Raw genomic sequence first — 14,142 nt, forward strand, 5'->3', positions numbered from 1 at the left:
CGAGCTGGGTGAAATCGAGTCCTCCCTCCGCGCGCATCCCGAGGTGCGCGAGGTGGCCGTCGTCATTCGGGAGGACGTGCCCGGCGACAAGCGCCTGGTGGCCTACGTCGCCACGACCGACGGCAACCCGCCCACCGGCGAGGACCCCAAGGCGTGGCTGCGGCAACGGCTGCCCGAGTACATGGTGCCCGCGCACGTCATGTACCTGTCCGCCCTGCCTCAGACGACGCACGGCAAGGTGGACCGCAAGGCCCTGCCGGTTCCGGAGACGTCCGTGACGACGACACCGGAGGATGCGGCACCGCGAAGCCCGCTGGAGGCCCAGCTCGCGACCATCTGGGCGGAAGTCCTGCATCGCGACACCGTGGGCCGCCACGACAACTTCTTCGAGCTGGGCGGCCACTCGCTCATGGCGACGCAGGTGGTGTCGCGCATCCGCGCCGCGCTGGGCGTGGAGCTTCCGCTGGCCAGGCTGTTCAGCGCCCCCACGGTGGCGGAGCTGGCGGCGAAGCTCGGTTCGGCCACGAAGGTGAAGGCCCCGGCCCTCACGCGCGTCCCGCGCACGGACGACCTGCCGCTGTCGTTCGCCCAACAACGCCTGTGGTTCATTGACCAGCTCGAGCCGGGGTCCACGCTGTACAACAGCCCGCTCCCCCTGCGCCTGGAAGGCACGCTGGATGAGCGCGCCCTCCGTCAAACCTTCGACGAGCTGGTCCGGCGCCACGAGTCGCTGCGCACCACGTTCAGTTCCGAGGCGGGCCAGCCCGTCCAGAAGATCAGCCCCGCGACCTTCGTGCCCGTGCAGAAGGTGGACCTGTCGGACATGGACCCGGAGGACCTGCGCACCGCGGAGGCCTACCGGCTGGTGAACGAAGAGGCCCGTCGTCCGTTCGACCTGGCACGCGGCCCGCTGCTGCGGACGCTGTTGCTGAAGCTCCGGCCCCAGGAGCACATCCTGGTCCTCCACGTGCACCACATCGTTTCGGACGGCTGGTCGCTCGGCGTGTTCGTGCGCGAGATGACGGCGCTGTACGAGGCCTTCCGTCGAGGGCTCCCGTCGCCGCTTCCGGAGCTGTCCATCCAGTACGCGGACTACGCCGTCTGGCAGCGCTCATGGTTGCGAGACGACACGCTCACGGAGCAGGTCGGCTGGTGGAAGCAGCAGTTGGAAGGAGCGCCCTTCGCGCTGGACATGCCCACGGACAAGCCACGTCCGGCGGTGTTCAGTCACCGGGGCGCCCTCGTCGATGTGCGCCTTCCGCTGAATCTCTCCCAGGCCGTGGAGGCGCTGGCGCACAAGGAAGGCGCCTCGCCCTTCATGGTGCTGCTGGCCGCGTTCCAGACGTTGCTCCACCGGTACTCGGGGCAGGATGACATCCTCGTCGGCTCGCCCATCGCCAACCGCAACCTGGGGGACACGGAGGGGCTGATTGGCTTCTTCGTGAACACACTGGTGCTGCGCGCGCGCTTCGGCCCGAAGCAGGGCTTCCGCGAACTGTTGGCGCAGCTGCGCGACAGGACGCTGGGTGCGTACGAGTACCAGGGCGTTCCCTTCGAGAAGATGGTCGAGGAGCTCCAGCCGCGGCGCGACGCGAGCCGCACCCCGTTGTTCCAGGCCATGTTCACGCTCCAGAACGCGCCGCTGCCGGAGATCGTCCTGCCGGAGCTGTCCGTGTCTCCGGCCGACCTCGACGAAACGGGCCTCGCCCTGGTCGAGCTGGGGCTGGACCTGACCCGAACCCCCGAGGGCTTCAACGGTGCCTTCAGCTACAGCACCGACCTCTACGAGCCCGCGACGCTGGAGCGCTTCTCCCTGCACTTCCTGATGTTGCTGCGAGCCATCGTCGCGCAGCCGGAGACGCCGCTGTCGGAGCTGCCGTTGCTGTCACCGGAGGAGCGCCAGCAGTTGCTCCTGGAGTGGACGGGCGAGCGCGAGGAGCTGCCCGCCGATGCGCGCATCCACGCGCTCATCGAGGCGCAGGTGGCCAGGACTCCCGACGCGGTGGCGGTGGTGTCGGGCGAGGACTCCGTCACCTATCGCGAGCTGGAGGCCCGGGCCACGCGGCTGGCGCGGCGCCTGCGCGAGCTGGGTGTCGGCCTGGAGACGCGCGTCGCCGTGTGCATGGAGCGCTCGGTGGAGTTGCTGGTGTCGCTGCTCGGTGTGATCAAGGCCGGTGGCGCCTACGTGCCGTTGGACCCGGAGTACCCGGCGGAGCGACTGGCCTTCATGTTGGAGGACAGCGGCGCGCGCGTCGTGGTGTCGCGCGGACCAGCGCGCGAGAAGCTGGGAGACCTGGCCGGGCGCGACTGGCTGGACGTGGACACCGTGCCTCGCGAGGGTGACGTGGCGGCGCTCACGGTGGACGTGCCTCCGGAGGCGGCGGCGTACGTGCTGTACACGTCCGGCTCGACGGGGCGCCCCAAGGGCGTGGTGGTGCAACACCGCTCGTTGGTGAACTTCACGCGGGCGGCGTGGAAGACCTATCCCGTGGAGCCGGGCGACCGGATGCTTCAGTTCGCGTCCATCAGTTGGGACACGAGCGCGGAGGAGATCTATCCCTGCCTCACGCGAGGCGGGACGCTGGTGCTGCGCACGCCGGACATGTTGGACGCGCCGGCGGTGTTCCTCGCGAAGTGCGAGGCGGCGGGTGTGACGCAGCTCAACCTGCCCACGGCGTTCTGGCACGAAATCACCGCGAGCCTGGAGGAGGGCCGCGCCCGTTTGCCGAAGCAGCTCAAGTGGGTGGTGATTGGCGGTGAGCGCGCGGCCCCCGAGCGATTGGCCGCATGGCGGCGCGGCGCGGGCACGGCCATTCCCCTGCGGAACACCTACGGGTTGACCGAGGTGACGGCGGTGGCCACGGCGGTGGACCTGATGGCGGTGAGCAACGACGAGGGCGCGCGGGAAGTGCCCATCGGTCGACCGCTGACGAACGTGACGACGTACGTGCTCGACAGTGCCTTCGAGCCCACACCGACGGGCGTGGTGGGCGAGCTGTACATCGGTGGCGAGGGCGTCGCGCGCGGCTACCTTGGACGCGCGGACCTGACGGCGGATCGCTTCACCCCCAATCCCTTCGGCCAGGGCGAACGGCTCTACCGCACGGGCGACAAGGCCCGCTGGAAGCGGGACGGGGGCCTGGAGTACCTCGGTCGAGGCGACACGCAGGTGAAGCTGCGCGGAGTCCGCATCGAGCTGGGTGAAATCGAAGCGGCGCTCCGCGCGGTCCCCGAGGTGCGGGACGCGGTGGCGCAGGTGCGTGAGGATGTCCCCGGTGACAAGCGCCTGGTGGCGTACGTGGTGCCCTCCGGGGCGACGCAGGACGCGGTGCCGGAGCTGGACGTGCTGGCCTTGCATGACCAGCTCCAGCGGCGGCTGCCCGCGTACATGATGCCGGCGGCCTTCGTGCCGCTCGCCGTGTTGCCGCTCACGCCCAACGGCAAGGTGGACCGCAAGGCCCTGCCCGCGCCGGATGCGAACCTCCACCGCGTCACCCGCGCGCACGAGCCGCCCGCGACGCCCATGGAGGAGCGACTGGCGGAGCTGTGGCGCGAGTTGCTGCGAGTCCCCACGGTGGGCCGTCGCGACAACTTCTTCGAGCTGGGTGGCCACTCGCTGATGGCCACGCGGTTGGTGGCGCGCGTCCGCGACGAGTTCAGCGTGGAGCTGGGACTGCGAGCCTTCTTCGAGGCCCCCACGCTGGCGGTGCTCGCGGAGCGCCTCACCAGCGCGACGTCGAGCAACTCCCTGCCGGAACTGGGACGGCGTCGTGGACAAGGCCCCGTGCCCCTGTCCTTCGCGCAGCAGCGTCTGTGGTTCCTGGACCAGCTCCAGCCGGGCACATCGCTCTACAACATGCCCGTGGCGCTGCGCCTGTCCGGGCGCCTGGAGCACACCGCGTTCGAACGAGCCGTGGACGAACTGGTGCGCCGCCATGAGTCCCTGCGCACCACGTTCCTCGCGGTGGAAGGCGAGCCTCATCAAGTCATCCACCCCGCCCTGCCCGGAAACCTCCGGGTGGTGGACCTCACAAGCCGGTCCGCCGAACAACGGGCCGAAGAGACAACGCGGCTCGCGATGGAGGATGCGAGCCTTCCGTTCGACCTCGCCTCGGGGCCGCTCATGCGCACCACGTTGCTGGTGCTGGAGCCGAACGAGCACGTGCTGCTCTTGTGCATGCACCACACCATCTCCGACGGCTGGTCCCAGGCCGTGCTGGTGCGCGAACTGGTCCAGCTCTACGAATCGTGCCGCCAGGGCCTGCCGTCTCCGCTGCCGGAGCTGCCGATTCAGTACGCGGACTACGCCCTCTGGCAGCGCGACTGGCTCCAGGGCGCGACGCTCCAGACGCAGCTCGACTGGTGGAAGGGCCGGCTCTCGGGTGCCCCGGGCATGCTGGACCTGCTCACCGACAAGCCTCGCCCGGCGGTGCTCTCGCACCAGGGCGCCAGCATCCCCCTGAGCCTGTCACCCGCGCTCAGCAACGCACTGGAGGCCCTCGCTCAACGTGAGCGCGTCACTCCCTTCATGCTGTTGCTGGCCGGCTTCCAGACCTTGCTGCACCGGTACTCAGGGCAGGACGACATCCTCATCGGCTCGCCCATCGCGGGGCGCCACCACGCCCGGACGGAGGGCCTCATCGGCTTCTTCGTCAACACGCTGGTGCTGCGCGCCCGCTTCACGCCGGACCTCACGTTCCGGAGCCTGCTGGCCCAGGTCCGCGACATGACGCTCGGGGCCTACGAGCACCAGGACATCCCCTTCGAGCGACTGGTGGAGGAGCTTCAGCCGACGCGTGACTTGAGCCGCACGCCGCTGTTCCAGGCCCTCTTCGCCCTCCAGAACACGCCAGACGCGGAGATGGCACTGCCGGAGTTGATGCTGCGAAGCGTGGACGTGGAGTACACCGTCAGTCGCTTCGAGCTGGAGTTGGCCCTGACCCGAACGCCGGAGGGCTACAGAGGAGGACTGGCCTTCAAGACGGACCTGTTCGAGCGCTCCACCATCGAGCGACTGGGGGCGCACCTGCTGCGCCTGCTGGAAGCGGCCGTCGCCGAAGCGGACGCGCCGCTCTCCACCCTGTCGCTGATGACGGAGGCCGAACGCCAGCGCGTCCTCGTCGAGTGGAATGACACCCGCGCGGACTACCCGTCCGAGGCCACCCTGCCCCTGCTGTTCTCCGAGCAGGTCCGGCGCACGCCCGAGGCCATCGCCCTCCAGTTCGAGGGCCGGCACCTCACCTACGCGGAGCTCGACGCCCGCTCGAATCAGCTTGCTCGACACTTGCTGTCCCTGGGCTTGGGGCAGGAGCCGCGCCTCGCCGTGTGCATCCCGCGCGGCCTGGAGCTGTACGTGGCGCTGCTCGGCATCCTCAAGGCCGGCGGCTGCTACGTCCCGCTCGATGCGAGCCATCCGTCGCGGCGCATCGCCTTCATGCTCGAGGACTCCAGCGTCGCCGGTGTCCTCACCGTGAGCTCGGTCCAGGGCGTGCTGCCCTCGGGTGCCTGGCCCGTGGTGGCGCTCGACACCGATGAGGTGCGCATCGCGACCCAATCCGAGGCTCCGCTCTCAGTACCGCTCTGCTCGGACAACCTCGCGTACGTCACGTACACGTCGGGCTCCACCGGCGTGCCCAAGGGCGTGGCCATCACCCACCGGGGCGTGCAGCGGCTCATCGCCGGCATGGGTGTCTCGTCTCGCGAGCCCGGCGAGGTCATCCTCCAGGTGACTCCGCTGACGTTCGACCCCTCAGCGCTGGAGATCTGGAGCGCGCTGCTCACGGGAGCGCGGCTCGCCGTGTACCCGCCGGGGACACCGGAGGTGGCGGAGCTGGCCCGCGTCATCGACCAGCACCACATCACCTCCGCGGTGCTCGCCACGGCCCTCTTCGACGTCATGCAGCGGCACGAGCCGGAGGCCCTGTCCCGACTGCCTCGGCTGTTGGTGGGAGGCGACGTACTGCCCGTCCCCACGGCTCGCGAGCGGCTGGCGCGAGGGCTTGCGCTCATCAACGCGTACGGCCCCACGGAAGCGACCGTGGCGGCGACGCTGCAGGTGCTGTCACCGGGCATGCCCCTGGGCGACTCCATCCCCATCGGCCGCCCCATTCCGAACACCCAGGTCTACGTCCTCGACGCCTCGCTGCGGCCCGTCCCGGTGGGCGTGCCCGGCGAGCTGTTCATCGGAGGCCCGGGCCTGGCACGTGGCTACCAGGGACGTCCCGCGCTCACCGCCGAGCGCTTCGTGCCGCATCCCTTCTCCACCACGCCCGGTGAGCGCCTCTATCGCACGGGAGACCGCGTGTGCTGGACGCAGGACGGTGTGCTCCGCTTCCTCGGACGCATCGACCTCCAGGTGAAGTTGCGCGGCTTCCGCATCGAGCTGGGTGAAATCGAGTCCTCCCTCCGCGCGCATCCCGAGGTGCGCGAGGTGGCCGTCGTCATTCGGGAGGACGTGCCCGGCGACAAGCGCCTGGTGGCCTACGTCGCCACGACCGACGGCAACGCTCCCTCCGGCGAGGACCCCAAGGCGTGGCTGCGGCAACGGCTGCCCGAGTACATGGTGCCCGCGCACGTCATGTACCTGTCCGCGCTCCCGCAGACGACGCACGGCAAGGTGGACCGCAAGGCCCTGCCGGTTCCGGACGCGTCTGGCTTCGACACAGGGAGTCCGCACGAGCCGCCCGCGACGCCCATGGAGGAGCGACTGGCGGAGCTGTGGCGCGAGTTGCTGCGAGTCCCCACAGTGGGCCGTCACGACAGCTTCTTCGATCTGGGCGGCCACTCGCTGATGGCGACCCGACTGGTGGCGCGCATCCGCGACGAGTTCAGCGTGGAGCTGGGACTGCGAGCCTTCTTCGAGTCCCCCACGCTGGCGGGGCTCGCGGAGCGCCTCACCAGCGCGACGTCGAGCAGCTCCCTGCCGGAGCTGGGAAAGCCTCGCGGCCAGGGCATCGTGCCCCTGTCCTTCGCGCAGCAGCGCCTGTGGTTCCTGGATCAGCTCCAGCCGGGCACGTCGGTCTACAACATACCGGTGGCGCTGCGCCTGTCCGGGCGCCTGGAACCCACCGCGTTCCAGCAGGCCGTCGACGAACTGGTGCGCCGCCACGCGTCGCTGCGCACCACGTTCCGCGCGGTGGAAGGCGAGCCTCATCAGGTCATCCACCCCGCCCTGCCCGGAAACCTCCGGATGGTGGACCTCACGAGCCGGTCCGCCGAGCAGCGGGCCGAAGAGACGACGCGGCTCGCGATGGAGGATGCGAGCCTTCCGTTCGACCTCGCCTCGGGTCCCCTCATGCGCACCACGTTGCTGGTGCTGGAGCCGAACGAGCACGTGCTGCTCTTGTGCATGCACCACGCCATCTCCGACGGCTGGTCTCAGACGGTGCTGGTGCGCGAGCTGGTCCAGCTCTACGAGTCGTTCCGCCAGGGCCTCCCGTCACCGCTGCCGGAGCTGCCGATTCAGTACGCGGACTATTCCCTCTGGCAGCGCGACTGGCTCCAGGGTGAGACGCTTCAGACGCAGCTCGACTGGTGGAAGGGCCGGCTCTCGGGAGCAGCCGGCATGCTGGACTTGCTCACCGACAAGCCTCGCCCGGCGGTGCTCTCGCACCAGGGCGCCAGCATCCCCCTGAGCCTGTCACCCGCGCTCAGCAACGCGCTTGAGGCCCTCGCTCAACGTGAGCGCGTCACGCCCTTCATGCTGTTGCTGGCTGGGTTCCAGACCTTGCTGCACCGGTACTCGGGGCAGGACGACATCCTCATCGGCTCGCCCATCGCGGGTCGCCACCATGCCCGGACGGAGGGCCTCATTGGCTTCTTCGTCAACACCCTGGTGCTGCGCGCCCGCTTCGCTCCGGACCTCACGTTCCGGGGCCTGCTGGCCCAGGTGCGGGACATGACGCTCGGGGCCTACGAGCACCAGGACATCCCCTTCGAGCGGCTGGTGGAGGAGCTTCAGCCGACGCGTGACTTGAGCCGTACTCCGCTGTTCCAGGTCCTCTTCGCCCTCCAGAACACGCCAGACGCGGAGGTGGCACTGCCGGAGCTGACGCTGCGAAGCGTGGACGTGGAACACTCCGTGAGTCGCTTCGAGCTGGAGCTGGCCCTGACCCGAACGCCGGAGGGCTACAGCGGAGGCCTGGCCTTCAAGACGGACCTGTTCGAGCGCTCCACCATCGAGCGACTGGGGGCGCACCTGCTGCGCCTTCTGGAAGCGGCCGTCGCCGAAGCCGATGCACCGCTCTCCGCCCTGTCGCTGATGACGGAGGCCGAACGCCGGCGCGTCCTCGTCGAATGGAATGACACGCGCGCGGACTACCCGTCCGAGGCCACCCTGCCCCAGCAGTTCTCTGAGCAGGTCCGGCGCACGCCCGAGGCCATCGCCCTCCAGTTCGAGGGCCGGCACCTCACCTACGCGGAGCTCGACGCCCGCTCGAATCAGCTTGCTCGACACTTGCTGTCCCTGGGCTTGGGGCAGGAGCCGCGCCTCGCCGTGTGCATCCCGCGCGGCCTGGAGCTGTACGTGGCGCTGCTCGGCATCCTCAAGGCTGGTGGCTGCTACGTCCCGCTCGACGCGGCGCATCCGTCACGGCGCATCGCCTTCATGCTCGAGGACTCCAGCGTCGCCGGTGTCCTCACCGTGGGCGCGGTCCAGGGCGTGCTGCCCTCGGGTGCCTGGCCCGTGGTGGCGCTCGATACCGACGGGGGACGCATCGAGAGCCAGTCCGCGGAGCCACTCTCCGTGCCGCTGGCTTCGGACAGTCTCGCGTACGTCACGTACACGTCGGGCTCCACGGGAACGCCCAAGGGCGTCGCCATCACCCACCGGGGCGTGCTGCGCCTCGTCTCCGGCATGGGCTTCGCGTCTCGCGAACCGGGCGAGGTCATCCTCCAGGTGGCTCCGCTGACGTTCGACCCGACGGCGCTGGAGATCTGGAGCGCGCTGCTCACGGGGGCGCGGCTCGCCGTGTACCCGCCGAGCACTCCAGAGGTGACGGAGCTGGCCCGCGTCATCGACGAGCACCACGTCACCACCGCGCTGCTGGCCACCGCCCTCTTCGACGTCATGCAGCAGCATGAGCCGGAGGCCCTGTCCCGACTGCCCCGGCTGTGGGTGGGTGGCGACGTGCTGCCCGTCCCCAGGGCTCGCGAGCGATTGGCGCGTGGGCTCGCGCTCACCAACGCGTATGGCCCCACGGAAGTCACCGTGGTGACGACGCAACAGGCGCTGCCACCGGGCGAGCCCCTGGGCGACTCCGTCCCCATTGGCCGGCCCATTCCGAACACCCAGGTCTACGTCCTCGACGCCTCGCTGCGGCCCGTCCCGGTGGGCGTGCCCGGCGAGCTGTTCATCGGAGGCCCGGGCCTGGCACGTGGCTATCAGGGACGTCCGGCGCTCACCGCCGAGCGCTTCGTTCCGCATCCCTTCGCCACCACGCCGGGAGAGCGCCTCTATCGCACGGGAGACCGCGTGTGCTGGACGCAGGACGGCGCGCTCCGCTTCCTGGGACGCATCGACCTCCAGGTGAAGGTGCGTGGCTTCCGCATCGAGCTGGGTGAAGTCGAATCCGCCCTGCGCGCGCATCCCGAGGTGCGCGAGGTGGCCGTCGTCGTCCGGGAGGATGTGCCCGGCGACAAGCGCCTGGTGGCCTACGTCGTCACGGCCGACGGCAAGGCCCTCACCGGTGAGGAGCCGAGAGCGTGGCTGCGGCAACGGCTGCCTGAGTACATGGTGCCCGCGCACGTCATGTACCTGTCCGCGCTCCCGCAGACGACGCACGGCAAGGTGGACCGCAAGGCCCTGCCGGTGCCGGACGCGTCTGGCTTCGACATGGGGAGGGCGCACGAGCCGCCCGCGACCCCGTTCGAGTCGAGACTGGCGGAGCTGTGGACGGAGCTGCTCCAGGTCCCCCGCGTGGGCCGTCACGACAGCTTCTTCGAACTGGGCGGCCACTCGCTGATGGCCACCCGACTGGTGGCGCGCATCCGCGCGGAGCTGGGCCTGGAGCTGGGCGTCCGTACACTCTTCGAGTCCCCCACGCTGGCGGGGCTCGCGGAGCATCTCCAGCGCGGGCTGTCCATGGAACGAGGGCTCGCGGTGCTGCCGCCGCTGGTGCCCGTGCCGCGAGGAGGCGCGCTCCCGCTGTCCTTCGCGCAGCAGCGATTGTGGTTCCTGGACCAGCTCCAGCCCGGACAGGCGCACTACAACATCCCCTGGGCGCTCAAGCTCCTGGGCACGGTGAACCTGACGTCGCTCCAGCGTGCCTTCGACGCGCTGGTCCAGCGTCACGAGTCACTGCGCACGACCTTCACGATGGAAGGCGGTGAGCCGCGACAGGTCATCCATGCGACGGCGACTCCGCCGTTCCACGCGGTGGACCTGACGAAGCTGCCTCCCGAGCAGCGTGAGGCCGAAGTGCTCCGCCTCTCCACGGAGGACGCGCTCCGTCCGTTCGACCTGGCCGCGGGTCCCCTGCTGCGAGTCACCGTGCTGCACGTCACGCCGACGGAGCACGTCCTGCTCGTGTGCATGCACCACATCGTCTCGGACGGTTGGTCCATGGGCGTGCTGGTGCGTGAGCTGACCCAGCTCTACGAGGCCTTCCAGCGAGGAGCGCCGTCGCCCTTGCCGGAGCTGCCGGTGCAGTACGCCGACTACGCGGTGTGGCAGCGAGGCTGGCTCAAGGGTGAGGCCTTGAGTGAGCAACTCGGGTGGTGGAAGCGTCACCTCGATGGCGCCGCCCCTGCGCTGGAGCTGCCCACGGACAAGCCTCGTCCGGCCGCGCTCTCGTCCCATGGCGGACTGGCGTCCCTGCGACTGTCTCCCGCGCTGAGCGACGCGGTGGACGCGGCGACCCGCCGCGAGAAGGTCACGCCCTTCATGCTGCTCCTGGCCGCGTTCCAGGCCCTGCTCCAGCGGTACTCGGGACAGGACGACGTGGTGGTCGGCTCGCCCATCGCGGGCCGTCGACATGCACAGACCGAGGGCATGCTGGGTGTCTTCATCAACACCCTGGCGCTGCGCGCGCGCTTCACGCCGGAGCTGACCTTCCGAGGTCTGCTGGCCCAGGTGCGTGACACGACACTCGGCGCCTATGAGCACCAGGACCTCCCGTTCGAGCGACTGGTGGAAGAACTCCAGCCCGCGCGGGACCTGGGCCGGACGCCCCTGTTCCAGGCCATGTTCGTGCTCCAGAACGCACCGACTCCCGAAGTCGCGCTGTCGGACCTGACGCTCAAGAGCGTGGACGTGGAGCACAGCTCGACCAAGTTCGAGCTCAATCTCCACATGGTCCGAGCGACCGACGGCTACCAGGGCGGTCTCGTCTTCAGCACCGACCTGTTCGAGCCGGCCACCGCCGAGCGCCTCATGCACCACTTCCAGCACCTGCTGGAGCGCGCGCTCGCCACGCCGGATGCTCCGCTGGCCACGCTCTCGCTGCTCACGGATGACGAGCGGAAGCGACTGCTCCTGGACGCCCCCTCGGTCGAAGCGAGTGTGCAGCCGGGGCATCCCTTCCATCGCCTCTTCGAGCAGCAGGCCGCACGGACTCCCGAAGCCCCCGCGCTTCGCTGCGAGGACCAGGCGTGGAGTTACCGCCAGCTCGACCAACGCGCCAATCAGCTCGCGCATCATCTGCGCGCGTTGGGTGCCGGGCCGGATGTGCCCGTGGCCCTGTGCCTGGAGCGTGGCGTGGAGGTGGTCGCCGCGCTGCTCGCGGTCCACAAGGCGGGAGCGGCCTACGTCCCGCTGGAGCCGTCACAGCCCGCGGCGCGCCTGCGCGGCCTCGTGGAAGAAGTGTCCGCACCCATCGTCGTGACGGAGGCGCGCCTCGCGGGTGCCTTCGACGGACTCGACGTCCGGTGCGTGCGGATGGATGAGGACGCGGCGCTGCTCGCGAACCAGCCTGTCCACGCGACGGGAGTCGAAGTCGGCCTGGAGCACCTGGCCTACGTGCTCTTCACGTCGGGCAGCACGGGTCGGCCCAAGGGCGTCGCGGTGCCGCACGGCCAGCTCATGAGCTACGTGCACGCGGCCATCGACCGGCTGCGGCTGACCGAGTGCTCGAGCTTCGCGATGGTCTCCACCTTCGCCGCGGACCTGGGCAACACAGTGCTGTTCCCCGCGCTCGTCACGGGTGGGCTGCTGCACGTGTTGACGCAGGAGCGGGCACGAAGCCCGGAAGGAGTGGCCGAGTACTTCCAGCGCCACGCGGTGGACTGCGTGAAGATCGTCCCGTCGCATCTGGCCGCGTTGCTGACGGTGCCGGAGCCGCGACGTGTCCTTCCGCGCAAGCGACTGGTGCTGGGCGGCGAGTCGTCGTCGTGGGCCCTGCTGGAGAAGGTCCACGCGCTCGCGCCCGAGTGCGAGGTCTTCAATCACTACGGGCCGACGGAGACGACGGTGGGTGTCCTCGCGGGGCGGGTGGAGCTGCCGCCCGGTGACAAGGCCCCCGCTCAGGTCCCGCTCGGTCGGGCCTTGGGACAGACACGTCTGTACGTGCTGGACGCGGGCCTGCGGCCCGTCCCCGTGGGGATGCCCGGCGAGCTGTACGTGGGTGGCCCCCAGGTGGCCCGAGGCTACTTCGGGCGTCCCGAGCTGACGACGGAGCGCTTCCTCGCGGACCCGTTCAGCACGGCGAGCGAGGCACGCATGTACCGCACGGGAGACCGGGTCCGGTGGCTCGCGGATGGCCGCATGGAGTTCATCGGACGCATGGACTTCCAGGTGAAGGTGCGCGGCTTCCGGGTCGAACCGGGCGAAATCGCCGCGGTCTTGCGCGAGCACGAGTCCCTGCGAGACGCGGTCGTGGTGACGCGAGACGATGGCGCGGGAGACAAGAGGCTCGTGGCCTACGTCGTGGCCTCGACGCCGCCCGCGCCGGATGTGGCCACGCTGAGAACGTGGCTCCAGCAGCGCCTGCCCGAGTACATGGTGCCGTCCGCCTTCGTCGCCCTGCCCGCCCTGCCGCTGACGCTCAACGGCAAGGTGGACACGCGGGCCCTGCCGGAACCGTCCGTCGATGCGTCCGGAACGGAGTCCGCGCTGCCGCCGAGGACACCTCTGGAGCTGCGGCTGGTGCGCATCTGGGAAGAGGTGCTCGGAGTCCGCGCCGTCGGAGTCCGCGCCAACTTCTTCGAGCTGGGGGGGCACTCGCTGATGGCCGTGCGCCTCATGGCGGCGGTGAGCGAGGCGGTGGGCCGCCCGGTTCCGCTGGCCGCGCTCTTCCAGGCGCCCACGGTGGAGCAGCTCGCGGTCCTGCTCAACGACAACGCCCCTCTCACCCCGTCCACCGTGGTGCCCTTCGGAGCCCCGCGCACTGGCGGGAAGACGCCGTTCTTCTGCGTGCACCCCGTGGGAGGCAACGTCCTCGCCTACGCCGAACTGGCCCGTCGACTCGGAGCGGAGCGTCCCTTCATCGGCCTCCAGGCCCGGGGCGTGAACGGGGAAGCCGCACCGCGAGGCACCGTCGAGGAGATGGCCCAGGCCTACGTGACGGCGATGCGTGAGGTCCAACCCTCGGGGCCCTACCTGTTGGGAGGCTGGTCGCTCGGCGGTGTCATCGCCTACGAGATGACCCAGCAGCTCCGCGCGCAGGGGGAGCAGGTGGAGCTGCTCGCGCTCATCGACAGCTACGCCCCGGATGTGACGCGGGCCCAGGAGCCGTCGGAGTTGGATCGGTTGCAGGTGGTCGGCATGTTCGCGAGAGATTTGCTCGGGGCGTCGCTGACGAACCTCGCTCTCGACTTCGGCGCGCTCGCGGCGCTGGAGCCGGACGCGGTCCTGGAGCACCTGCTCGCGGCGGGCACCCAAGCGGGAGTCCTTCCTCCCGGAACGGACCCCGAACAACTGAAGTCCCTGCTCCGGGTGTTCGAGGCGAACCTGGGTGCCGCGCGTCGCTACGTGGCGAAGCCGCTGTCCACGCGCGCGGTGCTGTTCAAGGCCACCGAGCACGACGTGGAGCTGCCCACGGATGGCGGCTGGTCCGCGCTCATCGGTGAAGGACTGGAGCGTCACCCGGTGAAGGGAGACCACTACGGACTGCTGCGTGAACCCGGCGTGCAAACCCTGGCCGAGCGACTGCGGGATGCGCTGAAGTCCTCGCGCTGAGCAGGAACGTGAGGTGGCTGCCGCGACTC

The 14,142-nt window shown here is 70.0% G+C and carries 1 protein-coding gene; it reads left to right on the top strand.

The genetic code is table 11. The annotated features are described in order from the left end of the window. On the top strand, positions 1 to 14,113 hold a 14,113-nt coding region (locus HUA76_RS39540), incomplete at its 5' end, for a non-ribosomal peptide synthetase (protein WP_174463803.1). Positions 14,114 to 14,142: the final 29 nt, after the last annotated feature.

The organism is Myxococcus sp. CA056 (assembly GCF_013336715.1).
Taxonomy (GTDB): Bacteria; Myxococcota; Myxococcia; order Myxococcales; family Myxococcaceae; genus Myxococcus; species Myxococcus llanfairpwllgwyngyllgogerychwyrndrobwllllantysiliogogogochensis.